Raw genomic sequence first — 25,567 nt, 5'->3', positions numbered from 1 at the left:
GGCGCGGGGCGCTCCCGTGCAGGGTCCCCGGCGCGCGTCGCCTCTCCCGTCCGGGAGAGGGAGCGGTACCACGGGCCTCGTCCGGCGCGACGCAAGGCCGGGCGCCGCGTGCACCCGCCTCGAACGGCCTCCAACACGAACGGATCGACGGCATGACGGCAGCGGTGCTCGGGGTGGTCGGCGGTTCCGGCGTCTACGACCTGCCGGGACTGGAGGACGTGCGCGAGGAGCGGATCGGCTCCCCCTGGGGCGAGCCCTCGGACGCCCTGCGGATCGGGCGGATCGGCGAGACCCGCGTGGTGTTTCTCGCCCGGCACGGGCGCGGGCACCGGCTCTCGCCGTCGGGCATCGATTACCGGGCGAACATCGACGCGCTGAAGCGGGCGGGCGTCACCGATCTCGTCTCGCTCTCGGCCTGCGGCTCCTTCCGCAACGAATTGCACCCGGGCCTGTTCGTCCTCGTCGACCAGTTCGTCGACCGCACGCACGGGCGCGCCTCGTCCTTCTTCGGCAACGGCTGCGTCGCCCACGTCTCCCTCGCCCATCCCGTGGGCCCGGGCCTGCAGAGGCGCATCCTGGCGGCGGCCGAGGCCGAGGAGATCCTGGTCCATCGCGGCGGCACCTACGTCTGCATGGAGGGGCCGCAATTCTCCTCTCTCGCGGAGTCGAAATTCTACAAGGCGCAGGGGTTCGACGTGATCGGCATGACCAACATGCCGGAGGCCAAGCTCGCTCGCGAGGCGGAGATCACCTACGCCACCATCGCGATGGTGACGGATTTCGACTGCTGGCACCCGGGCCACGACGCCGTCGACGTCGCCTCGGTCATCGCGGTGGCCCGCGCGAACGCGGACAAGGCGGCCAGGCTCGTGGCGCGGCTCGCCCGCGACTTCCCGGCCGAGCGCGAGGAGTGTCCCGTGGGCTCGCACAGAGCGCTCGACGGCGCCATCATGACGGGCCGCGAGCACCGGGACCCCGGCCTCGTCGCCAAGCTCGACGCCGTGGCGGGCCGCGTCCTGCGCGCCTGACCCGCGGCGCCGGGCCGCTTTTCCCATGGCCGGCGTGTGACAGGCGGCCGTTTGATGCGTAGAAGGCGCGAGGCCGGCCCTCTCGCCGGCGCCCGAACCCTGAAAGTACGATGCGCGCTGCCAGCATCAGCCGCCGGACGGCGGAGACCGACGTCAATGTCTCGATCGATCTCGACGGAACCGGCAAGGCCGACATCGCCACCGGCGTCGGCTTCCTCGACCACATGCTGGAGCTGTTCGCCCGGCACGCGCTGTTCGATGTGACCGTGAAGGTCGAGGGCGACCTCCACGTCGACCAGCACCACACCACCGAGGATGCGGGCATCGCCCTCGGCCAGGCCTTCGCCAAGGCCCTCGGGGACAAGCGCGGCATCGCCCGCTACGCCGACATCCACCTGCCGATGGACGAGGCCCTGACGCGGGTCGCCGTGGACGTCTCGGGCCGGCCCTTCCTCGTCTTCCGGACGCAGTTCCGGGTCGAGAAGATCGGTCAGTTCGACACCGAACTGGTGCGCGAGTGGTTCCAGGCGTTTTCCGGCAACGCGGGCCTGACCCTTCACGTCGAGACCCTCTACGGCGACAATGCGCACCATGTGGCCGAGAGCTGCTTCAAAGGGCTGGCGCGGGCGCTGCGCGGCGCCGTCGCCGTCGACCCCCGCGAGGAGGGCCGGGTGCCATCCACCAAGGGCTCCCTCTGAGGCGCCGGCGGAAGGCGCCGGGCGCAGGAGGATCGGACATGCGAAGCTACACGCTGCATCTGCCGCGGGACGCGAGACCCGGCGAGGCGCAGGGGCTCGACCGGGCGCAGATCGTGCCGGACGGGTTCTCGTGGGGCGCCTTCGCCTTCACGGCCCTGTGGTTCTTCTTCCACCGGCTCTGGCTCGCGGGACTCGGCGTGCTCGTCGGGCTCGTGGCCGTGGCTGTCCTCGGCCGCTCCCTCGGCCTCTCGCCCTTCACGGGCACGCTCATCACCCTGCTCGTGTCGGTCCTGATCGGCCTCGAAGCGTCGAGCCTGCGCCGCTGGACTCTGGCGCGCCGCGGGCGCCCGGTGCGGGATGCGGTCGTGGCGGGCTCCGTCGCCGAGGCCGAGAGCCGGCTGATGTCCCGCTGGCTCGATTCCGCGGCGCTGCCCCGGCCGGTCGCACCCGCCTTCCCGGCGGGTCCGAGCCGGGCGGCCGAACCGGTGATCGGCCTGTTCCCCTTCCAGGAAGGCCGCCGGTGAGCGGCCGCGCCAGCATGAGGACGCGTCAGGCGTGAGCGAGGAGACCGTCGCGATCATCGATTACGGCTCGGGCAACCTGCACTCGGCGGCCAAGGCCTTCGAGCGGGCCGCCCGGGAGGCCGGGCTCGACCGTACCCGGATCGCGCTGACGAGCGACCCCGAGGTCGTGGCGGCCGCAGAGCGCGTCGTGCTGCCGGGCGTCGGCGCCTACGCCGATTGCCGCCGCGGCCTCGACGCGGTGCCCGGCATGGTCGAGGCGATGACCCGGGCCGTGCACGGGCGCGGCCGGCCCTTCCTCGGCATCTGCGTGGGCATGCAGCTCATGGCGACGCGCGGCCTGGAATACGAGACCACCGCCGGGCTCGACTGGATCCCCGGCGACGTCGGCCCGATCCGCCCGGCCGACCCGGCGCTGAAGGTGCCGCATATGGGCTGGAACACGCTCCACCCGGACCGCCCGCACGCGCTGCTCGACGGCATCCCGACGGGCGAGGGCGGCCTGCACGCCTACTTCGTGCACAGCTACGCCCTGAAGGCGGACCGCACGGAGGAGGTGGTCGCCCACACCGAGTACGGCGGCCCGGTCACGGCGATCGTCGGGCGCGACAACCTCGCGGGCACCCAGTTTCACCCGGAGAAGAGCCAGCGCCTCGGCCTCGCGCTCCTCGCGAACTTCCTGCGCTGGCGGCCCTGAGCCGCCGCTCTTCCGATCCTCGACACCAGACGAGTTCCCAGACCGTGATCCTGTTTCCGGCCATCGATCTCAAGGAAGGGCGCTGCGTGCGCCTCGTTCAGGGCGACATGGCCCAGGCGGTCGTGTTCAACGACGACCCGGCCGCGCAGGCCGCCGCCTTCGAGGCGCAGGGCTTCTCCTGGCTGCACGTGGTCGATCTCGACGGCGCCTTCGCGGGCGCCCCGATGAACGCGGCGGCGGTCGACGCCATCCTGACCCGGGTCGAACTGCCGGTTCAGCTCGGCGGCGGCATCCGGGACATGAAGACCCTGGAAGCGTGGCTGGCCAAGGGCGTCAGCCGGGTCATCATCGGCACCGCGGCGGTGCGCGACCCGGCCTTCGTGCGCGAGGCGGCGCGCCGCCATCCCGGCCGGATCGCGGTCGGCATCGACGCCAAGGACGGGCGGGTCGCCGTGGAGGGCTGGGCGCAGACCTCCAGCATGACCGCCGAGGAGCTCGGCCGCCGCTTCGAGGACGCGGGCGTCGCGGCGATCATCTACACGGACATCGCCCGCGACGGCATCCTCAAGGGTCTCAACATCGAGATGACGCTGGCGCTGGCGCAGGCCGTGACGATCCCCGTCATCGCCTCGGGCGGCCTCGCCTCGATCGAGGACGTGCACCGCCTGCTGCAGCCGGACTGCGCGCTGCTCGCCGGCGCGATCACCGGCCGCGCCCTCTACGACGGCCGCATCGACCCGAGTGCGGCGCTCGCCGCGATCCGGGAGGCGGGGCGGGCCCCATCGAACGGATAGGACGGATCCCGTGCTCAAGACCCGCATCATTCCCTGCCTCGACGTGAAGGACGGGCGCGTCGTGAAGGGCGTGCAGTTCCTGGAGCTGCGCGACGCCGGCGACCCGGTCGAGTCCGCCAAGGCCTACGACGCGGCGGGCGCCGACGAGCTCTGCTTCCTCGACATCACGGCGAGCCACGAGGCCCGCGGCACGCTGCTCGACGTGGTCAGCCGCACGGCCGAGGCCTGCTTCATGCCGCTCACCGTGGGCGGCGGCGTGCGCACCGTGGAGGACATCCGCACTCTGCTTCTGGCGGGCGCCGACAAGGTCTCGATCAACACGGCCGCCGTGAAGGACCCGGACTTCGTGGCCCGCGCGGCCGAGAAGTTCGGCAGCCAGTGCATCGTCGTGGCGATCGACGCCAAGCGCACCTCGGCGCCCGGCGAGCCGGCAGCCTGGCAGATCTTCACTCACGGCGGCCGCACCCCGACGGGCATCGACGCCGTGGACTTCGCCCGGACCGTCACGGCGAAGGGGGCGGGCGAGCTGCTGGTGACCTCGATGGACAAGGACGGCACCCGCTCCGGCTACGATCTCGGCCTCACCCGGGCGATCTCGGACGCGGTGAGCGTCCCCGTCATCGCCTCGGGCGGGGTCGGCGGGCTCGACGATCTGGTGGCCGGCGTGCTCGACGGCGGCGCCAGCGCTGTGCTCGCGGCCTCGATCTTCCATTTCGGCGAGGCGAGCGTCGCGCAGGCCAAGGCCCACATGGCCGCCGCCGGGCTCGCGATGCGCCTCGGTGTGTAAACACGGCGGAGTGTCAGCGACCGCGCTTGCCGTGAGTACGGCCTTGACGCAGTTTCGCGGCTCAAGACATCAGCGAGAGACGCAAGCCCGGCGCCGATGACACCATGACCGACTTCACGCTCGACGACCTCGCCGCCCTCGTGGCCGACCGTGCCCAGGCGCCGGTCGACCAGTCCTACACGGCGAAGCTTCTCAGCGGCGGCCCCGCCAAGCCGGCCAAGAAGCTCGGCGAGGAAGCCGTGGAAGCGGCCATCGCCGCGGTCCAGGGCGACCGGGCGGGCCTCGTCTCGGAAGCGGCCGACGTGCTCTACCACCTCGTGGTGCTGCTGCGCGCGGGCGGCGTCGGGATCGACGAGGTGATGCAGGAACTGGCGCGGCGAACCGCGCAGAGCGGCCTCGCCGAGAAGGCCGCGAGGCGCCACACGTGAACGCCGCCTTCGGGACGACGCCCCTGCCGGAGCCCGATCCCGGCCCCGGCCAGGATCCCGTGACGGGGCAGGGGCCGCAGAGCCTGTCGCCCTACCGCCTGTTCAAGCGCGAGGAGTGGGCGCAGCTGCGCGCCGACACGCCGCTGACCCTGAAGGCCGAGGACATCGAGCGGCTGCAATCGATCAACGATCCGATCTCGGTGGAGGAGGTCGTCGCGATCTACCTGCCGCTGTCGCGCCTGCTCTCGCTCTACGTCGCGGCGACGCAGGGGCTGTTCAAGGCGACGCAGCGCTTCCTGATGGCCGAGCGCGAGACCAAGGTCCCCTACATCATCGGCCTCGCCGGCTCGGTGGCGGTGGGCAAATCGACGACGGCGCGCATCCTGGCGGCGCTGCTGGCCCGCTGGCCGAACACCCCGAAGGTCGATCTCGTCACCACGGACGGGTTCCTGCTGCCGAACGCCGAGCTCGCCAGCCACGGAGCCATGGACCGGAAGGGATTTCCCGAGAGCTACGACACGGCCGCGCTCCTGCAGTTCCTGCACGACGTGAAGGCGGGCCACAAGCGCGTGACGGCGCCGCTCTACTCCCACCTCGTCTACGACCGGGTGCCCGGCGAGGAGCGGGTGGTGGAGAGCCCCGACATCCTGATCGTCGAGGGCCTCAACGTGCTGCAGCCGGCCCGCCTGCCGCGGGACGGCACCGCCATCCCCTTCGTCTCCGACTTCTTCGACTTCTCGATCTACCTCGACGGGCACGAGGACGACCTGCACCGCTGGTACGTCACCCGCTTCATGAAGCTGCGCCAGACCGCCTTCCGCGATCCGCGCTCCTACTTCGCCAAGTACGCCGAGGTGCCGGAGGACGAGGCGCTGCGCATCGCCGACCATCTCTGGACGTCGATCAACCTGCCGAACCTGCGCGAGAACATCCTGCCGACCCGCCAGCGCGCGAGCCTGATTCTCGCCAAGGGCGCGAGCCACCGCATCGAGAGCGTGGCGCTCCGCCGCCTCTGACAAGCGCCCAGGTCAGGCGAAGGGAAACACCGCCTCCGTCACGTACGGGCCGCCGCCCGTCGATTCCCGCGCCGAGAACAGCGCGACCCGGGTCGCCTCGAAGCGCAGCGGCTCGAAGATCGGGGCCTGCGACAGGTACATCGCGACCGCCTCCGGACTCGCCTCGCGGCGCAGCCGGGCGAGCGTCACGTGCGGCGTGAACTTGCGCCGCTCCGGCTCGGCGCCGGCCCGGCGGGCGATGCGCTCCTGCTCGGCCTGGAGGTCCACGAGGTCGGGCACCGGGCTCACCGCGGCGTAGAGGGCGCGCGGCTTGTCGCCGCCGAAGCTCGAGAGCCCCTCGAGCGTGATCGGGATCGGCGCGCGCGGTCGCGCCTCCGCCAGACCCTCGCAGAGATCCTCCGCCAGTGATCGCTCGACATCACCGAGGAAGCGCAGGGTGATGTGATAGTCGGCGCTCTCGATCCAGCGCGCGCCGGGCAGGCCGCCGCGGAAGGGGGCCAGCGCCTCCGCGATCCCGGGCGGGATCTCGATCCCCGTGAACAGTCGCGGCATGGCGCGCCTCAGTGCGAGGTGGTTCTCAGCCGCCCGAGGAACGACTCGACGGACGGCAGGATGCCGGCGACGATCGCCTCGACCCCCTTGGCGTTCGGGTGCATCCCGTCGTCGAGGTTGAGGCCCCGCTCGCCCGCAACTCCCTGCAGGAAGAACGGGTAGAGCGCGACCTCGTGCCGGCGGGCGAGGTCGGGGAAGATCGCGTCGAAGCGCGCGACGTAGTCCGGGCCGAGATTGGCCGAGGCCCGCATGCCGGCGAGCAGGACCGGGATGTTCCGCTCCTTGAGGCGCCCCAGGATCGCGTCGAGGGCCTTGCGGGTCACGGCGGGGTCGGTGCCGCGCAGCATGTCGTTGCCGCCGAGTTCGAGGATCACCCCGTCCGTTCCGTCGGGCACCGACCAGTCGAGCCGGTCGAGCCCGGCGGTGGTGGTGTCGCCCGACACCCCGGCATTGGCGACCGTGACCGCGTGACCCTTCGCCCGCAGCGCCCGTTCCAGGGAGGCCGGGAAGGCGGCATCGGCCGGCAGGCGGTAGCCGGCAGTCAGGCTGTCACCGAAGGCGACGAGGTTCAGGGGCCGCGGACCCTCCGCCGCGGCGGGCAGGGTCAGCGCCGCGAGTGCGGCAAAGAGCGCCATCAGGGCCGCGACGCGGTGCCCGACTTGGCGCGCGCGCCCGCGGCGGCCCATATCGTCCCGGCGTTGCCGCGTCGCCGCAGGACGTGCCAAAGCGCACCGATTCATCCGTTCCGAACCCCGACCCTGGTCCAATGATCGCTTCCGCGCACAGATCGGACTCCCGCTGATGTCCGGCAAGGCCATCACCCTCTCGCAGGTCGATCTGAGCCTCGGCCGCGGGGCCGCCCGCGTGCACGTGCTGCGCGGCATCTCCCTCGACGTCGCGCGCGGCGAGGCGGTCGGCCTCGTCGGGCCCTCGGGCTCCGGCAAGTCGACGCTGCTGATGGTCATGGCAGGGCTGGAGCGGCCGGATTCGGGCGCCGTCTCGATCGAGGGGACGGATCTCGGCCGCCTCGACGAGGACGCGCTCGCCCGCTTCCGCGGCCGGCGCATCGGCATCGTGTTCCAGGCCTTCCACCTCGTGCCGACCATGACGGCGCTGGAGAACGTGGCGCTGCCGCTGGAGCTCGCCGACAAAGCCGACGCCCACGAGCGGGCGCGGGCGGAGCTGGAGGCGGTCGGCCTCGGCCACCGGCTGCACCACTACCCGGCCCAGCTCTCCGGCGGCGAGCAGCAGCGCGTCGCCATCGCCCGCGCCGTCGCGCCCGACCCGGCGATCCTCGTGGCCGACGAGCCCACCGGAAACCTCGACGAGGCGACCGGGCGCCAGATCATCGACCTGCTCTTCGCGCTCAAGCGCGACCGCGGTGCGACGCTGGTCCTCGTCACCCACGATCCCGGCCTCGCCCGTCTCTGCGACCGCACCGTGCGCCTGCGCTCGGGCCGCGTCGAGGAGCCCGTGCCGGCGTGAGACGGCCCCCGACATCCGCGCCGCGCGCCCGCCCGGGAGCCGCCTGAATGCACGGCACCCTCCCGCAGGCGGCGCCCGGGCGCCGCGCCGCCTCCCTCGCGGCCCGCCTGCCGCTGACGCTGCGGCTCGCGCTGCGCGAGCTGCGCGGCGGCCTCAGGGGCTTCGCGGTGTTCCTGGCCTGCATCGCCCTCGGCGTCGCGGCCATCGCGGGCGTCGCCTCGATCTCGCGCTCGCTCAGCGACGGGCTCGGGCGCGAGGGGCGGCGCATCCTCGGCGGCGACCTGAGCTACAACCTCATCAACCGCGAGGCGACGGAGGCCGAGCGGGCGGCGCTGACGGCCGAGGGCCCCGTCAGCGTGGTAGCATCGCTGCGCGCCATGGCGGTGGCCCCGGGCGAGAAGGGGGCCGCCCTCGTCGAGCTGAAGGCGGTCGACGCCGCCTACCCGGCGGCGGGCGAGCTCCTCACCGAGCCGCAGGCGCCGCTGGCCGATCTCCTCGCGCCACAGGAGGGCGCCGACGGATCGGTGGCCGATCCGGCCCTGCTGACGCGTCTCGACCTCAGGGTCGGCGACCGCATCACCCTGGCGGGCAGGCCCTTCGCGATCCGCGCCTCCCTGGTCTCCGAGCCCGACAAGATCGCCAACGGCATCGGCTTCGGCCCTCGCCTGATCATCGCGCAGGACGCGCTCAGGGCGACGGGCCTCGTCCAGCCGGGCAGCCTCAACCGCTGGAGCTACCGGCTGCAGAAGCCCGGCGCGAGCGACACCGACCTCGTCGCGACCCTGGAGCGGGTGGCGCGGGCGGTGCCCGACGCCGGCTGGGAGGTGCGCTCGCGGGTCAACGCCGACCCGCGCTTCGCCAAGAGCATCGAGCGCTTCACGCAGTTCCTGACCCTCGTGGGGCTGACGGCGCTCATCGTCGGCGGAGTCGGGGTGGCGAATGCCGTCCACGCCTTCGTCGAGCGCAAGCGCGGCTCCATCGCGACGCTCAAGAGCGTCGGCATGCCGGGCTCGGGCGTTGTCGGCCTCTACCTGACGCAGGTCATGCTGATCGCCGGGCTCGGCACGGCCATCGGCCTCGGGATCGGCGCCGCGCTGCCCTACCTCCTCGACGCCGCCTTCCGGAACGATCTGCCACTGCCCCTCAACCCGACGCTCGCCCCGGCCGAACTCGCCCTCGCGGCGGCCTACGGGCTCCTGACCGCGCTCGCCTTCGCGATCACGCCGCTCGGGCGCGCCCACGACGTGCCGGTCTCGGGCCTGTTCCGCGACGCGGTCGACCCGTCGCGCACGGGCGTGCACTGGCGCTACCGCGCGATCCTGCTGGCCGCGCTCGCGGCCCTCGTCGGCCTCGCCCTCGTCACCGCCTTCGACCGGCGCGTCGCCCTCATCTTCATCGCGGCGGCGGGCATCGCCTTCGGGCTCCTGCGCCTCGTCGCGCTCGGGCTGATGGCGGGCGCCGCGCGCCTGCCCCGGCCGAGGCGCGCGGCACCCCGCATGGCGCTCGCCAACCTGCACCGCCCGGGCGCGCTGACGCCCGCGATCGTGCTCTCCCTCGGCCTCGGCGTGACGCTCCTCGTCACCCTGAGCCTGATCGACGCCAACGTGCGGCGCACGCTCACGAGCTCGCTGCCCGCCCGCGCGCCGAACCTGTTCTTTCTCGACATCCCCACGGCCGACGCGGACGGCTTCCACGCCTTCCTCGGCAAGGCCGCGCCCGGCGGCAAGATCGAGCGGGTGCCGATGATGCGCGGGCGCATCGTCGCCCTCGACGGCAAGCCCGCCTCCAGCATCCGCCCGCCGGACGACGCCGCCTGGGTCCTCGACGGGGACCGGGGCATCACCTACGCGGAGGATCCGCCTGAGGGATCCGGCATCGTCGAGGGGCGCTGGTGGAACGCCGAGGAGGCGCGCGGACGCCTCGTCTCCTTCGACGCGGAGCTCGGCCGGGCGCTCGGGCTGAAGCTCGGCTCGAACGTCACCGTCAACGTGCTCGGGCGCAACGTCACGGCCACGATCGCCAACTTCCGCAAGGTCGAGTGGCGCTCGCTCGGCATCAACTTCGTGATGGTGTTCTCACCCGGCACCTTCCGGGGGGCGCCGCACTCGGACCTCGCCACCCTGACGCTGCCCGGCGGCACCGACGCGAAGGCCGAGAACGCGATCCTGCGCGACGTCGCCCGGGCCTACCCGTCCGTCACCAGCGTGCGGGTCAAGGACGCCCTGGAGGCGGTCAACGACCTCGTCGGCAAGCTCGTCCTCGCGATCCGCGGCGCCAGCGGCATCGCCGTCGCCGCGAGCCTGTTCGTGCTGGCCGGCGCGGTCGCGGCGGGCCACCGGGCGCGCCTCTACGACGCCGTCGTCCTCAAGGTGCTCGGCGCGAGCCGCGGCCGCCTGCTCTCGGCCTACAGCCTGGAATACGGCGCCCTCGGTCTGGCCACGGCCGTGTTCGGGCTGATCGCCGGGTCGCTCGCCGGCTGGGTGATCGTCTCGAAGGTGATGCGGCTCGAATTCGCCCTCGATCTCGGCGGCGCACTGGTGGCGGCCGCCCTCGCGGTCGCCTTCGCGGTCCTGATCGGGCTCGCCGGCACCTGGCGAATCCTCGGCCAGAAGCCGGCGCCCTACCTCCGCCAGTTCTGAGGTTCGTCCGGGCGCCAGGCCCGATTCGTCTCGCGAACGGTACTGTGCAGAGCCTGGACAGAAGCAGGTTACGCAGTTTTAATCCCTGATCTAACAAAGAAATTCCGCCGCCCTGCGACGGAAAAACCGGCTCTCGAAGCTCGGCCGGCCTCTTGTGTGCAGGAGCGCGACGCAACATATTTGGCAGCGAGGCGCCCGTGGGGCGCCAGAGGTTTTGCGTGAGCCTCGTCCCCAACCCCACGCTGAGAGAGCTTCCAAAGGAAACTCCCATGGCTTTCGACAACTCTCCCTTCCGGTACGGCGCGCAAGCCCCGGGGTACGCCGGCACCCAGGTCGAGGTCGACCAGGGGCTGCGTGCCTTCATGCTCGGCGTCTACAACAACATGGTCATCGGGCTCGGCATCTCGGGCCTCGTGGCGCTCGGCCTCAACATGGCCGCCACCGCCCAGACCGCGACTGGCCAGCTCGCGCTGACGCCGTTCGGCCAGATGCTGTACCAGAGCCCGCTCAAGTGGGTGCTGATGCTCGCCCCGCTCGCCTTCATCTTCATCTTCTCGATGCGGATGGACCGCATGTCGGCGGCCTCGGCGCGCACGACCTTCTTCGCCTTCGCGGCGGTGATGGGCGCCTCGATGTCGACGCTGCTGCTCGTGTTCACGGGCGCCAGCGTCGTGCGGGTGTTCTTCATCACGGCGGCCACCTTCGGCGGCCTGAGCCTCTACGGGTACACCACGAAGCGCAGCCTGTCGGGCATGGGCTCGTTCCTGATCATGGGCCTGATCGGCCTGATCATCGCCTCGCTGGTGAACATCTTCCTGGCCTCCAGCGCCCTGCAGTTCGCCATCTCGGTGATCGGCGTGCTGATCTTCGCGGGCCTGACCGCCTACGACACGCAGAAGCTGAAGGAGATGTACCTCTACAGCGGCTTTGACGCGGAGGGCGCTGCCAAGATGTCGGTGAACGGCGCCCTGACGCTGTACCTCGACTTCATCAACATGTTCCAGTTCCTGCTCTCGCTCATGGGCGACCGCCGCTGAGCCTGACCGGGCCGGACCGATGAGACAGACCCCGGCGCGCGAGCGCCGGGGTTTTTGTTTGCGCGGGAGCCCGGAAGCCGTCGTGGGGCCGTGACCTAGGTCGTTGAACGCGCCCCACCACGCTTCCAGATTGCCGGGTTTCAGGCCTGGAGCGAGAGGGAGAAGCCGGTGCCGCGCTACGTCTTCGAGATCGTGGATGGAGGCCGCGGCGCGACGACACCGGGACCGAGTGCGCCGGCATGGACGACGTGCGCGGCGCCGCGATGAAGGTTCTCCCCGACATCGCCAGGGAGGCGATCCCGGGCGACGGCGACCGGCGCTTCTTCACGGTCGTCGCGCGACGAGGCGGGAAAGGCGGTCGACACCGCCACGCTCTCCTTCGCCGGAATCTGGCTCAAGGAGCGCCCGAAGCGTGCCGCGCAGGCCGGCTCGGTCAGCGACTCACCGCGCCGACCATCGGACCCAGCGGACGGCTGAGGTCCGACCGGTTCAGCGAGGGCGCGTAGAGGCTCGAGACGCTGCCGTCGAGGAAGAGGGCGTTGCGGCACCCGAGAACGTCCCGGAACAGGCGGGCGAAGGCTCCGAAGCTGACCGGCCGCTCCGAGATCGCGAAGACCGCCGTGCGCCCGTCGTCGCGCACGCCGACGCCGTTGCGGATCTTCTGGGATGGGCCGTCCGTGGAGATCTTCGGATGGATCTGGCCGTCGATCACGAGCATCGGGCCCGATTGCGTGGCGAAGTCCGGCTTGATCCGCGCCTTCACGTAGCGGCTCGTCTCGGCCACGCCCGCGCGCTCGCCCTTCACGTAGAAGACGCCGTTCGGCTTCAGGTGGAAGTTGCCGGGGCCGTTGGCGGTCGAGACGCCCTTCATCTCGCGCCCGTCCTCCACGTAGAGGCCGACAGGCGCCTGCCCCTTGTCGTACATGCCCGCGTTCATCGCGAAGCTGAGGCGGCCGCCCTGCTTCTCGGCGAGGTTCGAGAGGGACGAGTAGGGCAGGCCGTCCGGTCCGAGCCAGAACAGGCGCAGCCGCTGCCGCTTCAGGTCGACGACGCAGACGGTGTACGCCTCGCCCTCGGCCTGGACGGACCGGCAGGGGCCCGAGGCCGGCGCGGGCTCGGCGCGGACGGCGGTCGCGGCGCCGATCAGACCCGCGAGCAGGGTCGCCCGCGCGAGACGTAACATCATCGTGAGATCCCGATGTGAACCGACGGTCCGGACGGGCCGGGGCGCGCTTCCTCACCTGAAATCCGGGCGTTTTTCAAGCCGTGCGGAGCGCTGAGGCGGACCGTCCGCGGCAAAGCGGACCGGGACCGTTTTCCCGGCCCAGGCGTTTCAGCCTAGCGGGGGTGTGGGTGTTTCGGAGATCGTGAGATGATGCGCGTTGCATTGGCGTCGGTCGCCTTGGCGGGGGCGCTCGCCCTGGTGCCGCTCGCGGCCGAGGCGCGACCCGGCGGCTTCGGCGGCGGCGGCTTCCGCGGCGGCGGGTTCGGTGGCGGCGGGTTCGGAGGCGGTGGCTTCCGCGGCGGCGGTTTCGGCGGTGGTGGCTTCCGGGGCGGCGGCTTCGGCGGCGGCGGCTTCCGGGGCGGCTTCGCGGGCGGCGGGTTCCGCGGTGGCTTCGCGGGCGCCCGCTTCGGCGGTCCCGGCTTCGGCGGCTATCGCGGCGGGTTCTACCGCGGCGGCTTCGGCGGATACCGCGGCGGCTACTGGCGCCGCGGCTACGGATACGGGCTCGGCGGCCTCGGGCTCGGCGTGGGTCTCGGCCTTGCGGCCGGCGGCCTCTACGGCGGGTACGGCTATGGCTGGCCGGGCTACGGCTACGGGTACGGGTACGCCCCGGTCGGCTACTACGGCGGCTACGATTACGGCTACGGCTGCTACACGGTCCCGCGCCTGCGCTGGACGCCATGGGGCTACCGCCGCGTGCTCGTGCAGCGCTGCTACTGAGCCCGCGGGTCCCGGGGATGGACGGCGCGCGCCGCCCATCCCGCCAAGCGCTCAGCGCCCCTTGTCCCTCATCTCGTCGCGCCGCATCGGCATCGCGTCGATCGTCGCGAACAGGCGCTCCGGCGGGATCGGCTCGGCGGAACTCAGCTTGGCACCCCCGTCCTTGCCGACGAGGACCGCCCGGAAGGCGTCCGCGGGAAGGTTCAGTCGGCGCCGCAGCGCCGTCGCCTCGGCGCCCTCGCCGACCGCCTCCAGCGTGACGAGGTCGCGCTCGCCCGTCCCGGCACGCGCCTTCGCCAGGATCGCGCGCTGCGCTCGCAGGCGCCCATCCTCCGGGCTCGGCGCCGACACGACGAGAACCCGCGCCTTCCAGAGATGGGCTGCCAGCGGATCGCCTCCGGCCTCCGCACCGTCGGCGCCGCCGGCAAGCGCCAGGGCCAGCATCGTCATCCTCAAACCGTGCCGCATCGTCCGCCTCCTCGTGCTTGCTCAACGCGGCAGTGAGGCCCGGCGATCGACTGTCCGGGGCAGCGCCCGTCTCGCGCGGAGCGACCGCGGCGCGCCTCTTGCGCGGCCTCTGGAACAAATGTAGAACGAATGACGGATCGCCGCGTGTGTTTTCCGGGGACCGGCCTTCGCCGCGCATTGCGGGCGGCCTCGCCCGGCCCCAGAACCTCAGCATGGGCAGGGGAACGCGCCGGTCCGCGACGGCCCAGTGAGATCGACAGCAAGGAGAGAGCGATGGCGGGCAGCGTGAACAAGGTCATTCTCGTCGGCAATCTGGGGCGCGACCCCGAGACCCGGCGCCTCGCCTCGGGCGATCCCGTGGTGAACCTGCGGCTGGCGACGTCCGAGTCCTGGAAGGACAAGATGTCCGGCGAGCGCAAGGAGAAGACCGAGTGGCACTCGGTCGTGATCTACAACGAGAACTTGGCTCGGGTGGCCGAGCAGTACCTGCGCAAGGGCTCGAAGGTCTACGTCGAGGGACAGCTCCAGACGCGCAAGTGGACGGACAATTCCGGCGCCGAGAAGTACACGACCGAGGTGGTGCTGCAGCGCTTCCGCGGCGAGCTGACGATCCTCGACGGCCGCGGCGGCGGCTCCGAGATGGCCTCGGAGGACGAGGGCGGCGGCCAGATCAGCCGCGGCGGCGATTTCGGCGGCTCGCGGGGCGGGGGGGATTACGGCGGCGGCCGCTCGTCAGGCTCGGAGCGGCGCCCGGCCTCGACGGGTGGAAGCGGGGGATCGAAGCCGAATTACGACCTCGACGACGACATCCCGTTCTAGGATCTCCGCAAGCTCCGCAGCCCGCGTCCCGGACCTGCCGCGGCAGGTCCGGGTCCTCGGCCGCCACCCGAGCGGCCTGGCCCGGCGACGATCCGCGCCCTTGTGCCCCGGCCTACAGGCGCCCCATATCGTCATCAGAACATACAGTGAACGGAAGCCGCCATGCGGACCGCCGACAAGCAGATCGCCGACATCCTCGTCCGCTACGGAGAGCCCTTCGCGGGCAATGTCTGGCGGGTGCAGGGGACGGCCGTCATCTATCACAAGACCCTGGAGCGGATCGCCGCGCAGGCGGGCATCGCCTTCGACCCGCCGACCATCATCCGGGCCGAGCGGGACGAGGCCGTGATCCTCGTCACCGGGCGCCTGCCGGGTGCGAAGGCCGGCACCGAGCGGGTGGAGTGGTCGCTCGGCGAGGCCCTCGTCAACGTGAACTACCGGGTCTCGGGCAAGCAGGCGGCCTACGTCTACGCGATGGCCGAGAAGCGGGGCAAGGACCGGGTCATCCTCAAGCTGATCGAGTTGCACGGCCTCGTCTACTCGGAGGAGGAGGCCGACGAGTTCCGGCAGAACCATCCGGCGGCGATCCGGGCGGTGGACGAGGATTTCGAGGCGGCCGACCCCTTCGACGAGGTCACCGAGGCGGAGGGCGACCTGAAGCGGCGCATCGACGAGGCGGAGAGCGTGAACGCGGTGACCGACCTGATGCTCGATTCCGAGACGCAGCGGATCCTGAACGGATTCCCCGCCGGCACGCGCGACGAGGTGCGCGACTACGCCAAGGCCCGGCTGGTCGCCCTCGGCTGGCCGGGGAAGGCCGGCAGGACGGGGCGCGGCCGCGCCGCGTGAGGCGGGAGGCGGCCTGAGGTGATACCGTGAACCGCATGGTTCGCCCTCAGGATCTCAGCGACGCCCGCGGCGGCACGCCCGCCGAGATCCTGGCCGGCACGGTGGAGCGGGTGACGTTCCACAATGCCGAGACCGGTTTCTGCGTCCTCAAGGTCGGGGTGCGCGGCAAGCGCGACCTCGTGCCCCTCGTCGGCCACGCTCCTGCGATCGGCGCGGGCGAGTGGATCACCGCCACCGGCCACTGGGTCTCCGACCGCTCGCACGGCCTCCAGTTCAAGGCGATCTCCCTCAAGGCGACGCCGCCGACCGGCGTCGAGGGCATCGAGCGCTACCTCGCGAGCGGCCAGATGCGCGGCATCGGCCCCGCCATGGCGAAGGCCATCGTGGGGCTGTTCGGGGCGGACACGTTCGAGGTCATCGAGGCCGAGCCGGAACGCCTCACCGAGGTGCCGGGCATCGGCAAGAAGCGCGCCGAGCGGATCGTCCGCGGCTGGGCCGAGCAGAAGGCCGTGCGCGAGATCATGATCTTCCTGCACGCCCACGGGGTCGGCACGGCGCGGGCGGTGCGGATCTTCCGCACCTACGGCCACGACGCGATCACCGTGATGACGGAGGATCCCTACCGCCTCGCACGCGACATCCGCGGCATCGGCTTCCGCACGGCGGACGCCATCGCCATGCGGCTCGGCCTCGACGCCCGCGCGCCCCAGCGCCTCGCCGCCGGGATCAGCTTCGCGCTCCAGACCGCCATGGACGAGGGCCATTGCGGCCTGCCGGAGGAGCAGCTCACGCGGCTGGCGGTCAAGCTCCTCGATGTCGACGCGGAGGCGGTGCGCCTCGCGGCGGCGGGCGCGGTCCGCCTCGGCGCGGAGGTGGTGGCCGACGACCTCGACGGGCAGCCCTGCCTGTTCCTCAAGGGCCTGCACGGCGCCGAGCGCGTCATCGCCGAGCGCCTGCTCGTGCGTGCGGCGGGCCGCCCGCCCTGGGAGACGATCGATCTCGACAGGGCGCTGCCCTGGGTGGAGGCACGCACGGGCAAGACCCTCTCGCCCTCGCAGCGCGAGGCGGTGCGCCTCGTCCTCGGCGCGAAGCTCTCGGTCGTCACGGGCGGTCCCGGCGTGGGCAAGACCTCGACCCTCGACTCGATCCTGCGCATCCTCGTCGCCAAGTCCGTGCGGGTGCTGCTCGCCGCGCCGACCGGGCGCGCGGCCAAGCGCATGAGCGAGCAGACGGGCCTCGAGGCGAAGACCATCCACCGTCTCCTCGAGATCGACCCGCGCAACGGCGGCTTCACCCGCAACGCCGAGAACCCGCTCGCCTGCGACCTGCTCGTCGTGGACGAGACCTCGATGGTCGACGTGCCGCTGATGAACGCGCTCCTGAAGGCTGTGCCGGAGGATGCGGCGCTCCTGCTCGTCGGGGACGTCGACCAGCTTCCCTCCGTGGGACCCGGGCAGGTGCTCGCCGACATCATCGCCTCGGGGCGCGTGCCGGTGGCACGCCTCACCGAGGTCTTCCGGCAGGCTGCCGAGAGCCGCATCGTCGTGAACGCCCACCGCATCAATCGCGGCGAGATGCCCGAATGGCCCCGCCGCGGCGAGGCGAGCGACTTCTACTGCGTCGAGATCGACGAGCCGGAGGAGGGCGTCGCAAAGCTCGTGGAGATCGTCACCGAGCGCATCCCGCGGCGCTTCGGCCTCGATCCGTCCCGCGACGTCCAGGTGCTGACGCCGATGATCCGCGGATCGCTCGGCTCGCGGAACCTGAATCACGCGTTGCAGCGCGTCCTGAACCCGGACCCGCCCGCTCAGGTCGAGCGCTTCGGCTGGCGCTTCGCCCCCGGCGACCGGGTGATGGAGACGCAGAACGACTACGACCGGGACGTCTTCAATGGCGATCTCGGGCGCGTCGCCGGGATCGACGCGGAGGAGGGGGTGCTGCAGGTCGATTTCGAGGGGCGGATGGTCGAGTACCCCTTCGCCGAGCTCGACACGCTCGTGCCGGCCTTCGCCACCACGATCCACAAGAGCCAGGGCTCGGAATACCCCGCCGTCGTGATCCCGGTGACGACGCAGCACTGGACCATGCTCGCCCGCAACCTGCTCTACACCGGCGTGACCCGAGGCCGGAGCCTCGTCGTGCTGGTCGGCCAGCGCAAGGCGATCGCCATGGCGGTGCGGGGCACGCGGGCGCGCGCCCGCTTCACCAAGCTGAGGCGCTGGATCGAGGCGGGCGAGGGCGACCTGCGGCTCTCGTAGACCGCGCGAGAGGCCGGATCCGAGCGGACCCGTCGAGCGCGGAGCGTCGCGCCGCACCGCCGCCACGTCGGCGTAGAGATCGCGGTGCGCCTCGCCGTGGCACCGCGCGAATCCGGCGCGGCCGCGGCTTGCGCCGGGCGCCCGTGATGATTAATTAACCACCTGATATCATTCGTATTCCGGAAGGTCCGGCAGCCTCTCGCGGGAGCGCCGCCGCGGCGCTTCGCGGCTCTGGTGGGCGGCCCCGTCGCGGGCCCGCGCGAGACGGAAAGAAGACCTTGGCAGACAACACCGATCAGGGTGCCGGCGCACCGCCGCCGGCCACCGACATCCGGCCCGTTTCCATCACCGACGAGATGCGACGCTCCTACCTCGATTACGCCATGAGCGTGATCGTGAGCCGGGCGCTGCCCGACGCGCGCGACGGCCTCAAGCCCGTGCACCGGCGCATCCTCTTCTCGGCCTACGAGTCGGGCCACCTGCCCGAGCGCAAGTACGTCAAGTCGGCCCGCATCGTCGGCGACGTGATCGGTCTCTACCACCCGCACGGCGACCAATCGATCTACGACGCGCTGGTGCGCATGGCGCAGGACTTCTCCATGCGCCTGATGCTCATCGACGGGCAGGGCAATTTCGGCTCGGTCGACGGCGATCCGCCGGCGGCCATGCGCTACACCGAGTCGCGCCTCGCCAAGCCCGCCACCGCGCTTCTGACCGACATCGACAAGAACACCGTCGATTTCGGACCCAACTACGACGAATCGCGGGAGGAGCCGAGCGTCCTGCCGGCGCGCTTCCCGAACCTCCTCGTCAACGGCGCCGGCGGCATCGCCGTCGGCATGGCGACGAACATCCCGCCGCACAATCTGGGCGAGCTGATCGACGCCTGCGTCGCGCTGATCGACGATCCGGGCATCGGCATCGAGGGCCTCAACGAGATCGTGCCGGGCCCCGACTTCCCGACCGGCGGCCTCATCATCGGCCGCGCCGGCACCCGCCAGGCCTACGCCACCGGCCGCGGCTCCATCATCATGCGGGCGAAGTCCCACGTGGAGGAGCTGCGCAAGGAGCGCGAGGCGCTGATCTTCACCGAGATCCCCTACCAGGTGAACAAGGCGACGCTGATCGAGAAGATCGCCGAGCTCGTGAAGGAGAAGCGCGTCGAGGGCATCTCGGACCTGCGCGACGAATCCGACCGCGACGGCATGCGCATCGTCGTCGAGCTGAAGCGCGACGCGATGGCCGACGTGGTGCTCAACCAGCTCTACCGCTACACGCCGCTGCAGACCTCGTTCGGGGCCAACATGGTGGCGCTGAACGGCGGGCGGCCGGAACTCCTCAACCTCAAGGATCTGCTCCAGGCCTTCGTCGATTTCCGCGAGGAGGTCGTCTCCCGGCGCACCAAGTTCCTGCTGGGCAAGGCCCGCGAGCGCGCCCACGTCCTGTGCGGCCTCGCCATCGCGGTGGCCAACATCGACGAGGTGATCCGCCTGATCCGCACCTCGCCCGACCCGAACACCGCCCGCGAGGCCCTGATGGCCCGCGACTGGCCGGCCCACGACATCGCGCCGCTGATCGCGCTGGTGGACGACCCGCGCCACCGGGTGGCGGACGACGGCACCTACCGGCTCTCCGAAGTGCAGGCCCGGGCGATCCTGGATCTCCGCCTGCAGCGCCTGACCGCGCTCGGGCGCGACGAGATCGGCGACGAGCTGAAAACGCTCGCCGACGAGATCGCCGACTACCTCGACATCCTGCGCTCCCGCGCCCGCATCCAGGGCATCGTCAAGGACGAGCTCGCTGAGGTGCGCACTCAGTTCGCCACGCCGCGCCGGACCGAGATCGTCGATTACGATTCGAGCGTCGAGGACGAGGACCTGATCCAGCGCGAGGACATGGTCGTGACCGTGTCGCACGCCGGCTACGTCAAGCGCGTGCCGCTCTCGACCTACCGGGCCCAGCGCCGCGGGGGCAAGGGCCGCTCCGGCATGTCCACCCGCGACGAGGATTTCGTCACCCGCCTGTTCGTGGCCAACACCCACACGCCGGTGCTGTTCTTCTCCGACCAGGGTCAGGTCTACAAGGAGAAGGTCTGGCGCCTGCCGGTGGCCGCGCCGAACGCCCGCGGCAAGGCGCTCGTCAACATCCTGCAATTGCAGGCGCAGGGCGAGCGCATCACCACCATCATGCCGCTGCCCGAGGACGAGGGTTCCTGGGAAGCGCTCGACGTGATGTTCGCGACCGCATCGGGAAGCGTCCGCCGCAACAAGCTCTCGGACTTCACCACGGTCAACCGCAACGGCAAGATCGCGATGAAGCTCGACGAGGGCGACCACATCGTCCACGTCGAGATCTGCCGGCCGGAGCAGAACGTGCTGCTGACGACCGCCGAGGGCCAGTGCATCCGCTTCCCCGTCGAGGACGTGCGCGTGTTCAAGGGCCGCGACTCGACCGGCGTGCGCGGCATCAACCTCGGCAAGGGCGACCGCGTCATCTCGATGACCATCCTCAACCACTTCGAGGCCTCGCCCGAGGAGCGGGCCGGCTACCTCAAGATGCGCCGCGCCGTGATCGGCGACGGGGAGGCGGAGGAGATCGGCGGCGAGGACGAGGGCGTGACCGCCACGGCGATCTCCCTCGACCGCTACAACGAGATGAGCGCCCACGAGCAGTTCGTGCTGACGCTCTCCGAGCGCGGCTTCGGCAAGCGCAGCTCCTCGTTCGAGTACCGGGTCTCGGGCCGCGGCGGAAAGGGCATCACGGCGATGCGGGTGAACGCCCGCAACGGAAGCCTCGTGGCGTCCTTCCCCGTGGAGGCGTCCGATCAGATCATGCTGGTCACGAACGGCGGCCAGCTCATCCGCGTGCCGGTGGACGACATCCGCATCGTCGGCCGCGCCTCGCAGGGCGTCACCGTGTTCAACACGGCCAAGGACGAGCGCGTCGTCTCAGTGGAGCACATCGAGGGCGAGGACGAGGGCGAGGAGGAGCCTGCCGCCTGAGCACCGGCTCCCGCGCCGCCCGCTCACGCGGCGGGCGGCGGGACGCCGCCGAGAAGCCTCGGCGTGCCGCACATTGAGGCAGCGGCCGCGGCCCGCCCCCAGTTTCGTCAAGGGATCCTCTACGAATCGCCGCTATTGCATTGCGTTATGGACGGGCGCGGCGAGAACCGCGCTCCTCTGTCCGTCAGCAGTGATCGGGGTCGGTTCGCGTGTATTTCCAAGTCAGTGCCGTCGACCGCTCGCGCCCGGTCACGTTCCAGCGCTCCTCGATGACCGAGGCCCTCGACAAGGCACTGGCGCTGGCCGGCAGCGGCCTCACCGAGGTCACCATCACCCACCCGGACGGGGCGCGCCACACGCCCGGCGAGCTTCTGGCCGCCTACCTGTCGGCGCAGGAGCGCCCTCCCGCCCGGATCGCGCCGCGCGCCCGCGCCGCCTGAGTCCCGCGCCGGACCGGAACCGGCGGCGCCCCGCGCGTCCTGTCCTGCACGCCTCCTGCATGGGGCGGGGAGACGACGAGCGCGAGGCCCCTCCATGAAGCTGTTCCGGTGCCAGTCCTGCGGCAACATCCTGTACTTCGAGAACCGCGCCTGCGAGCGCTGCGGGCATCGGCTCGCCTACCTGCCGGAGACCGGCACCGTCTCGGCGCTGGAGCCCGCGGGCGGCGACGCCTGGACTCCGCTCGCCGTGCCGGACCGGCCGAGCCGCTTCTGCACGAACGCGGAGCACGATGCCTGCAACTGGCTGGTGCCGCCGGGCTCGGACGCGCCGTTCTGCCTCGCCTGCCGGCACAACGGCATCATCCCGGACGTCGGCAACGCCGCGCATCTGGCGTCCTGGCAGCAGATGGAATTCGCCAAGCACCGCCTGTTCTACGCGCTGCTGCGCTGGAACCTGCCCCTGAAGACCCGCGCCGAGGACCCGGAGCACGGGCTGATCTTCAACGTCCTCGCCGACCCGCCGGAGGAGGGGCAGAAGGTGATGACGGGGCACGACAACGGCGTCATCACCATCGCCCTCGTGGAGGCGGACGACGCCGAGCGCGAGAAGCGCCGCCACGCCATGGGCGAGCCCTACCGCACCCTGATCGGCCATTTCCGCCACGAGGTCGGGCACCATTACTGGGACCTCCTCGTGCGCGACGGAGGCAAGCTCGACGCCTGCCGCGCAGTGTTCGGCGACGATTCCGAGGATTACGAGGCGGCGCTGAAGCGCCACTACGCGGAAGGGACTCCGCCCGACTGGCAGGAGCGCTACGTCTCGGCCTACGCCACCACCCATCCCTGGGAGGATTTCGCCGAGACCTGGGCGCACTACCTCCACATCGTCGACACGCTGGAGATGGCGAGCGCCTTCGGGCTCTCGGTGAGCCCCTCCGTCGACACGGACCGCGAGATCTCGGCGACGATCGACTTCGACCCCTACGCGGCCGACGGCATCGAGCGGATCGTGAGCGCGTGGCTGCCCTTCGTCTTCGCGCTGAACAGCGTCAACCGCGCCATGGGCAACCGCGACCTCTACCCCTTCGTCATCGCCCCGCCCGTGGTGAGGAAGCTCGGCTTCATCCACGACCTCGTGCACGGGCGGGCCTGAGGCGGCACGGAGGCGTCGGGTCGCAGGGTGCGCCCGCGGCGGTTCCGTTGGCGGACAAAATGCTCTACGCCCACGGGCGATGATCCGAACCGCCCTCTACGCCGGCTCCTTCGACCCGGTCACGAACGGCCACCTCGACGTGGTGCGGCAGGCCTGCCGGCTGGTGCCGAACCTCGTCATCGCGATCGGCGTGCACCCCGGCAAGGCGCCGCTCTTCTCGGCCGAGGAGCGCGCGGACCTCCTGGCGGAGACCTGCACGCCGCTCGCCGACGAGGCCGGCACGGCGCTCACCATCGCGACCTTCGACGATCTCGCCGTGAGCGCGGCGCGGCGCTTCGGGGCGAACCTGTTCATCCGCGGCCTGCGCGACGGCACGGACCTCGACTACGAGATGCAACTCGCCGGCATGAACGCCGCGATGGCGCCCGAGGTCCAGACCGTGTTCCTGCCGGCCTCGATCCACGTCCGTCCGATCACCGCGACGCTCGTCCGGCAGATCGCGGCGATGGGCGGCGACGTCGCGCCCTTCGTGCCGCCGCGCGTCGCCGAGCGCCTGAAGGCGCGCTTCGCCGGCCCGTGAGGGCGGCCCGACCGACGGGCGGGGCCGCGCCCTCGCCAACCCGAGCCACGCAGCTAGATTCCCTGGGAGAGACCTCGCCGATGAACCGCCGTCACGCCGTCCTCGCGCTCGCGCTGAGCACCCTTCTCGGCGCCGTCCCGGCCCGCGCCGCCGACGACAACACCGTCTTCCTCGACACCAAGGACGGGCGGATCACGATCGAGCTGCGGCCCGACCTCGCCCCGAAGCACGTCCAGCAGATCAAGACGCTGGTCGGCCAGGGCTTCTACGACGGCCTGAAGTTCCACCGCGTCATGGACGGGTTCATGGCCCAGACCGGCGACCCGAACGGTAACGGCACCGGCGGCTCCAGCCTGCCGAACATCCCCGCGGAGTTCTCCTCGGCGCCCTTCACCCGCGGCACGGTCGGCATGGCCCGCTCGCAGGAACCGAACTCGGCCAATTCCCAGTTCTTCATCTGCCTCGGCGACGCGTCGTTCCTGAACGGCAAGTACACCGTGGTCGGCACCGTCACGAACGGCATGGAGGTGGTCGACAAGATCAAGAAGGCGGAGCGCGGCGCGCAGAACGGCGCCGTCCAGAACCCGGACAAGATCGTCCGGATGCAGCTCGCCGGCAAAGCGCGCTGATGGCGCGCGGCCGGGCGGCGGAGTGAGGGCGCGCGACGCCCTCGCCGGCCTCGTGCTCGCCGGCCTGTCGGGCCCCGCGGCCGGGCAGAGCGCCGCGATCCTGCAGCCGCCGCTCAGCCTGCCGGAGACCCTGCGCGGCACCGTCCGGGTGCCCCTCGGCGAGGCGCCGCCCGGACCCGCCGGCACGCTGGCGGCACTGTTTCCGGCCCTCGCCGCCTGCTGGGCCCTGCCGCCGGGGCTCGACGGGCTGCGGGACCTCGAGATCACGGCGCGCTTCGCGCTGCGCCGCGACGGTACGCTCATCGGGACGCCCCGCATCACCTTCACGGCGGGGACGCCCGACGCCGACGCCCGCCAGAACCTGGTGCGCGCGACGCTCACGTCGATCCGGCGCTGCACGCCGGCTCGCCTCACTCCCGCCCTCGGGCGGGCCATCGCGGGGCGCCCCCTGGCGCTCCGCCTGATCGACCGGGGACCAGAGAGGTAGAAGGAGACCATCATGGCCGACACCGAGACCATCGTCCTGGAGACCACCAAGGGCCGCGTCGTGATCGCGCTGCGCCCCGACCTCGCGCCGAACCACGTCGAGCGCATCAAGACGCTGACCAGCCAGGGCTTCTACGACGGCGTGCCCTTCCACCGGGTCATCGACGGCTTCATGGCCCAGACCGGCGACCCGACCGGCACCGGCTCCGGCGGTTCCGACCTCCCGGACCTCAACGCCGAGTTCAACAGTGAGCCGCACGTGCGCGGCACCTGCTCGATGGCCCGCACCAACTTCCCGCACTCGGCGAACTCGCAGTTCTTCATCTGCTTCGGCGATGCCCGCTTCCTCGACAAGCAGTACACGGTGTGGGGCAAGGTCATCGAGGGCATGGAGGTGGTCGACACGATCAAGCGCGGCGAGCCCGTGCGCGATCCCGACCGCATCGTGAAGGCCACCGTCGCCGCGGCCTGAGCCGCGCGCCTTCGCCCGGGCCGGCCCGTGCCGGTCCGGGCGCGACCATCATCGTCGTCGCCCGCCGGCACCGGCGCGGGCCGGCCTCACCCCTCCGCGACGCGGGCGAGCACGGCCGCAGCGAGGTCGAGATCCTCGGGCGTGTTGACGTTGAGGAAGGGATCGACCGGCTCGATCGGCCACGCCACCGGCACCGCGCCGTGGCGGGCCAGATAGGTGCCGACGCGGCGCTCGTCGCGATCGACGAGCGCGGCGCGCAGGTCGTCCGCGAGCGAGACCGCCCAGAGCGCCGTCGTGAAGTGCTCCCGTCCCCCCGAGGCCGCCATCGCGATCGTCGTCCCGGCGCCGCGCCGCGCCGCGTCGAGGCGGGCGACGAGGTCGAGGGGCAGGAAGGGCGCGTCGCCCGTGACGCTCGCGACCTGTTCCACCCTCGGGTGATGGGCCCGCGCGTGCTCGAGCGCCGCGAGGACGCCGGCGAGAGGGCCGGGGTTGCCCGCCACCCCGTCCTGCACGACGGCGCCGGGGAAGGCGCCGAACCGCTCAGGGTCGCCGTTGGCGTTGAGGATGAGCCCGGCCGGGCATTGCGGCGCGAGCCGGCCCACGACCCGGTCGAGCAGCGTGCGCCCGGCAAGGACGCGCAGCGGCTTGTCGCCCCCGCCCATGCGCCGGGAGAGGCCGCCCGCCAGGACGACGCCGAGCGTCGTCACCGGCTGCCTCCGAGCGTCGTCACCGGCTGCCTCCGAGCGTCGTCACCGGCTGCCTCCGAGCGTCGTCATCGGCTCAC

The 25,567-nt window shown here is 71.7% G+C and carries 28 protein-coding genes; 23 read left to right on the top strand and 5 right to left on the bottom strand.

The genetic code is table 11. The features are described from left to right. Nucleotides 1-152: 152 nt before the first annotated feature. The 8 genes from MOX02_RS03525 (at nucleotide 153) to coaA (ending at nucleotide 5,969) form a co-directional block, all read left to right on the top strand. A complete protein-coding gene (locus MOX02_RS03525; RefSeq protein ID WP_147024344.1) occupies nucleotides 153-1,028 on the top strand; it encodes an S-methyl-5'-thioadenosine phosphorylase in 876 nt (291 codons plus the stop codon). 110 nt (nucleotides 1,029-1,138) lie between these two features. Beyond that, nucleotides 1,139-1,726 (top strand): imidazoleglycerol-phosphate dehydratase HisB, encoded by a 588-nt coding sequence (gene hisB / locus MOX02_RS03520; protein ID WP_147024343.1) that lies wholly within the window; start codon nucleotides 1,139-1,141, stop codon nucleotides 1,724-1,726. Nucleotides 1,727-1,764: 38 nt separating this feature from the next. Next, nucleotides 1,765-2,250 carry a DUF2628 domain-containing protein gene (locus tag MOX02_RS03515; protein ID WP_147024342.1) on the top strand — a complete coding sequence of 162 codons (486 nt, stop codon included), beginning with the start codon at nucleotides 1,765-1,767 and terminating at the stop codon, nucleotides 2,248-2,250. 31 nt (nucleotides 2,251-2,281) lie between these two features. Then, entirely contained in the window at nucleotides 2,282-2,944 is a 663-nt protein-coding gene (gene hisH, locus MOX02_RS03510) for an imidazole glycerol phosphate synthase subunit HisH (RefSeq protein ID WP_147024341.1), read from the top strand. Nucleotides 2,945-2,988: 44 nt separating this feature from the next. Continuing rightward, nucleotides 2,989-3,738 carry a 1-(5-phosphoribosyl)-5-[(5-phosphoribosylamino)methylideneamino]imidazole-4-carboxamide isomerase gene (hisA, locus tag MOX02_RS03505; protein WP_147024340.1) on the top strand — a complete coding sequence of 250 codons (750 nt, stop codon included), beginning with the start codon at nucleotides 2,989-2,991 and terminating at the stop codon, nucleotides 3,736-3,738. A gap of 10 nt (nucleotides 3,739-3,748) precedes the next feature. After that, complete coding sequence (gene hisF, locus MOX02_RS03500) at nucleotides 3,749-4,525, top strand: imidazole glycerol phosphate synthase subunit HisF (protein ID WP_147024339.1); 777 nt, start codon at nucleotides 3,749-3,751, stop codon at nucleotides 4,523-4,525. Nucleotides 4,526-4,629: 104 nt separating this feature from the next. Then, nucleotides 4,630-4,953, top strand: a complete 324-nt coding sequence (locus MOX02_RS03495) for a phosphoribosyl-ATP diphosphatase (RefSeq protein WP_147024338.1) — start codon at nucleotides 4,630-4,632, stop codon at nucleotides 4,951-4,953. A 23-nt stretch (nucleotides 4,954-4,976) separates the two neighbouring features. Further along, nucleotides 4,977-5,969, top strand: coding sequence for a type I pantothenate kinase (coaA, locus tag MOX02_RS03490; RefSeq protein ID WP_147024368.1), 993 nt, complete (start codon nucleotides 4,977-4,979; stop codon nucleotides 5,967-5,969). A gap of 12 nt (nucleotides 5,970-5,981) precedes the next feature. Here coaA and thpR read toward each other — a convergent pair whose 3' ends face one another. Both thpR and MOX02_RS03480 read right to left on the bottom strand, forming a co-directional pair. Continuing rightward, entirely contained in the window at nucleotides 5,982-6,521 is a 540-nt protein-coding gene (gene thpR / locus MOX02_RS03485; RefSeq protein WP_147024337.1) for an RNA 2',3'-cyclic phosphodiesterase, read from the bottom strand. A gap of 8 nt (nucleotides 6,522-6,529) precedes the next feature. Beyond that, the gene (locus tag MOX02_RS03480) at nucleotides 6,530-7,156 is read right to left on the bottom strand and encodes an arylesterase (protein ID WP_147024367.1); all 627 of its coding nucleotides are present in this window, start codon (nucleotides 7,154-7,156) and stop codon (nucleotides 6,530-6,532) included. Between the two features lie 166 nt (nucleotides 7,157-7,322). Here MOX02_RS03480 and MOX02_RS03475 point away from each other — a divergent pair, with 166 nt between their 5' ends. The 4 genes from MOX02_RS03475 to MOX02_RS32920 all read left to right on the top strand — a co-directional run bounded on the left by MOX02_RS03475 (nucleotide 7,323) and on the right by MOX02_RS32920 (nucleotide 12,188). Beyond that, entirely contained in the window at nucleotides 7,323-8,006 is a 684-nt protein-coding gene (locus MOX02_RS03475; RefSeq protein WP_147024336.1) for an ABC transporter ATP-binding protein, read from the top strand. Nucleotides 8,007-8,053: 47 nt separating this feature from the next. Next, nucleotides 8,054-10,645 carry an ABC transporter permease gene (locus tag MOX02_RS03470; RefSeq protein WP_147024335.1) on the top strand — a complete coding sequence of 864 codons (2,592 nt, stop codon included), beginning with the start codon at nucleotides 8,054-8,056 and terminating at the stop codon, nucleotides 10,643-10,645. A 269-nt stretch (nucleotides 10,646-10,914) separates the two neighbouring features. After that, a complete protein-coding gene (locus MOX02_RS03465; RefSeq protein ID WP_147024334.1) occupies nucleotides 10,915-11,682 on the top strand; it encodes a Bax inhibitor-1/YccA family protein in 768 nt (255 codons plus the stop codon). A gap of 239 nt (nucleotides 11,683-11,921) precedes the next feature. Beyond that, a complete protein-coding gene (locus MOX02_RS32920) occupies nucleotides 11,922-12,188 on the top strand; it encodes a hypothetical protein (protein ID WP_373866712.1) in 267 nt (88 codons plus the stop codon). Here the strand turns inward: MOX02_RS32920 and MOX02_RS03455 are convergent. Further along, nucleotides 12,116-12,868: a phosphodiester glycosidase family protein gene (locus MOX02_RS03455; protein WP_147024333.1), complete on the bottom strand. Its 753-nt coding sequence runs from the start codon at nucleotides 12,866-12,868 to the stop codon at nucleotides 12,116-12,118. The two genes, MOX02_RS32920 and MOX02_RS03455, sit on opposite strands and share 73 nt — an antisense overlap. Before the next feature lie 186 nt (nucleotides 12,869-13,054). Between MOX02_RS03455 and MOX02_RS03450 the strand changes: the two genes are divergently transcribed. Next, on the top strand, nucleotides 13,055-13,627 hold the full coding sequence (locus MOX02_RS03450) for a hypothetical protein (RefSeq protein WP_147024332.1): 573 nt from the start codon (nucleotides 13,055-13,057) through the stop codon (nucleotides 13,625-13,627). A 51-nt stretch (nucleotides 13,628-13,678) separates the two neighbouring features. Here the strand turns inward: MOX02_RS03450 and MOX02_RS03445 are convergent, their stop codons facing one another. After that, nucleotides 13,679-14,095, bottom strand: coding sequence for a DUF4174 domain-containing protein (locus MOX02_RS03445; RefSeq protein ID WP_174804872.1), 417 nt, complete (start codon nucleotides 14,093-14,095; stop codon nucleotides 13,679-13,681). A 273-nt stretch (nucleotides 14,096-14,368) separates the two neighbouring features. Between MOX02_RS03445 and ssb the strand changes: the two genes are divergently transcribed. From ssb to MOX02_RS03395, 10 genes are all read left to right on the top strand, one after another. Then, nucleotides 14,369-14,914 (top strand): single-stranded DNA-binding protein, encoded by a 546-nt coding sequence (gene ssb / locus MOX02_RS03440; RefSeq protein ID WP_147024331.1) that lies wholly within the window; start codon nucleotides 14,369-14,371, stop codon nucleotides 14,912-14,914. Nucleotides 14,915-15,076: 162 nt separating this feature from the next. Beyond that, nucleotides 15,077-15,763 (top strand): trna delta -isopentenylpyrophosphate transferase, encoded by a 687-nt coding sequence (locus MOX02_RS03435; protein WP_147024330.1) that lies wholly within the window; start codon nucleotides 15,077-15,079, stop codon nucleotides 15,761-15,763. Nucleotides 15,764-15,798: 35 nt separating this feature from the next. Then, nucleotides 15,799-18,021 carry an SF1B family DNA helicase RecD2 gene (recD2, locus tag MOX02_RS03430; protein WP_147024329.1) on the top strand — a complete coding sequence of 741 codons (2,223 nt, stop codon included), beginning with the start codon at nucleotides 15,799-15,801 and terminating at the stop codon, nucleotides 18,019-18,021. Between the two features lie 278 nt (nucleotides 18,022-18,299). Beyond that, nucleotides 18,300-21,023, top strand: coding sequence for a DNA gyrase subunit A (gene gyrA, locus MOX02_RS03425; protein ID WP_147024328.1), 2,724 nt, complete (start codon nucleotides 18,300-18,302; stop codon nucleotides 21,021-21,023). Between the two features lie 209 nt (nucleotides 21,024-21,232). Beyond that, nucleotides 21,233-21,463 (top strand): hypothetical protein, encoded by a 231-nt coding sequence (locus MOX02_RS03420; protein WP_147024327.1) that lies wholly within the window; start codon nucleotides 21,233-21,235, stop codon nucleotides 21,461-21,463. Between the two features lie 94 nt (nucleotides 21,464-21,557). After that, on the top strand, nucleotides 21,558-22,616 hold the full coding sequence (locus MOX02_RS03415) for a zinc-binding metallopeptidase family protein (RefSeq protein WP_147024326.1): 1,059 nt from the start codon (nucleotides 21,558-21,560) through the stop codon (nucleotides 22,614-22,616). A 79-nt stretch (nucleotides 22,617-22,695) separates the two neighbouring features. After that, nucleotides 22,696-23,196: a pantetheine-phosphate adenylyltransferase gene (coaD, locus tag MOX02_RS03410; RefSeq protein WP_147024325.1), complete on the top strand. Its 501-nt coding sequence runs from the start codon at nucleotides 22,696-22,698 to the stop codon at nucleotides 23,194-23,196. 80 nt (nucleotides 23,197-23,276) lie between these two features. Continuing rightward, nucleotides 23,277-23,825: a peptidylprolyl isomerase gene (locus MOX02_RS03405; protein ID WP_147024324.1), complete on the top strand. Its 549-nt coding sequence runs from the start codon at nucleotides 23,277-23,279 to the stop codon at nucleotides 23,823-23,825. A 22-nt stretch (nucleotides 23,826-23,847) separates the two neighbouring features. After that, a complete protein-coding gene (locus MOX02_RS03400; protein WP_507762756.1) occupies nucleotides 23,848-24,312 on the top strand; it encodes a UCP034077 family protein in 465 nt (154 codons plus the stop codon). Between the two features lie 12 nt (nucleotides 24,313-24,324). Further along, nucleotides 24,325-24,783 (top strand): peptidylprolyl isomerase, encoded by a 459-nt coding sequence (locus tag MOX02_RS03395; RefSeq protein ID WP_147024323.1) that lies wholly within the window; start codon nucleotides 24,325-24,327, stop codon nucleotides 24,781-24,783. Nucleotides 24,784-24,869: 86 nt separating this feature from the next. On the opposite strand, the gene mobA is transcribed toward MOX02_RS03395, so the two are convergent. Next, the gene (gene mobA, locus MOX02_RS03390; RefSeq protein ID WP_174804871.1) at nucleotides 24,870-25,490 is read right to left on the bottom strand and encodes a molybdenum cofactor guanylyltransferase MobA; all 621 of its coding nucleotides are present in this window, start codon (nucleotides 25,488-25,490) and stop codon (nucleotides 24,870-24,872) included. Nucleotides 25,491-25,567 lie beyond the last annotated feature (77 nt).

It is taken from the genome of Methylobacterium oxalidis, assembly GCF_007992195.1.
Taxonomy (GTDB): domain Bacteria; phylum Pseudomonadota; class Alphaproteobacteria; order Rhizobiales; family Beijerinckiaceae; genus Methylobacterium; species Methylobacterium oxalidis.
Note: the sequence above shows the minus strand (reverse complement) of the source record. Positions and strands in the feature narration are given on the sequence as shown.

Bases quoted from the DNA above. Each gene is read 5' to 3' on its own strand.
- MOX02_RS03465 (WP_147024334.1), top strand. From the start codon at position 10,915: ATGGCTTTCGACAACTCTCCCTTCCGGTACGGCGCGCAAGCCCCGGGG.
- thpR (WP_147024337.1), bottom strand. From the start codon at position 6,521: ATGCCGCGACTGTTCACGGGGATCGAGATCCCGCCCGGGATCGCGGAG.
- MOX02_RS03435 (WP_147024330.1), top strand. From the start codon at position 15,077: ATGCGGACCGCCGACAAGCAGATCGCCGACATCCTCGTCCGCTACGGA.
- hisB (WP_147024343.1), top strand. From the start codon at position 1,139: ATGCGCGCTGCCAGCATCAGCCGCCGGACGGCGGAGACCGACGTCAAT.
- MOX02_RS03450 (WP_147024332.1), top strand. From the start codon at position 13,055: ATGATGCGCGTTGCATTGGCGTCGGTCGCCTTGGCGGGGGCGCTCGCC.
- coaD (WP_147024325.1), top strand. From the start codon at position 22,696: ATGATCCGAACCGCCCTCTACGCCGGCTCCTTCGACCCGGTCACGAAC.
- MOX02_RS03395 (WP_147024323.1), top strand. From the start codon at position 24,325: ATGGCCGACACCGAGACCATCGTCCTGGAGACCACCAAGGGCCGCGTC.
- MOX02_RS03445 (WP_174804872.1), bottom strand. From the start codon at position 14,095: ATGCGGCACGGTTTGAGGATGACGATGCTGGCCCTGGCGCTTGCCGGC.
- MOX02_RS03515 (WP_147024342.1), top strand. From the start codon at position 1,765: ATGCGAAGCTACACGCTGCATCTGCCGCGGGACGCGAGACCCGGCGAG.
- MOX02_RS03495 (WP_147024338.1), top strand. From the start codon at position 4,630: ATGACCGACTTCACGCTCGACGACCTCGCCGCCCTCGTGGCCGACCGT.
- MOX02_RS03525 (WP_147024344.1), top strand. From the start codon at position 153: ATGACGGCAGCGGTGCTCGGGGTGGTCGGCGGTTCCGGCGTCTACGAC.
- MOX02_RS03455 (WP_147024333.1), bottom strand. From the start codon at position 12,868: ATGATGTTACGTCTCGCGCGGGCGACCCTGCTCGCGGGTCTGATCGGC.
- MOX02_RS03475 (WP_147024336.1), top strand. From the start codon at position 7,323: ATGTCCGGCAAGGCCATCACCCTCTCGCAGGTCGATCTGAGCCTCGGC.
- MOX02_RS32920 (WP_373866712.1), top strand. From the start codon at position 11,922: ATGGACGACGTGCGCGGCGCCGCGATGAAGGTTCTCCCCGACATCGCC.
- MOX02_RS03470 (WP_147024335.1), top strand. From the start codon at position 8,054: ATGCACGGCACCCTCCCGCAGGCGGCGCCCGGGCGCCGCGCCGCCTCC.
- recD2 (WP_147024329.1), top strand. From the start codon at position 15,799: ATGGTTCGCCCTCAGGATCTCAGCGACGCCCGCGGCGGCACGCCCGCC.
- MOX02_RS03480 (WP_147024367.1), bottom strand. From the start codon at position 7,156: ATGGCGCTCTTTGCCGCACTCGCGGCGCTGACCCTGCCCGCCGCGGCG.
- MOX02_RS03405 (WP_147024324.1), top strand. From the start codon at position 23,277: ATGAACCGCCGTCACGCCGTCCTCGCGCTCGCGCTGAGCACCCTTCTC.
- MOX02_RS03415 (WP_147024326.1), top strand. From the start codon at position 21,558: ATGAAGCTGTTCCGGTGCCAGTCCTGCGGCAACATCCTGTACTTCGAG.
- ssb (WP_147024331.1), top strand. From the start codon at position 14,369: ATGGCGGGCAGCGTGAACAAGGTCATTCTCGTCGGCAATCTGGGGCGC.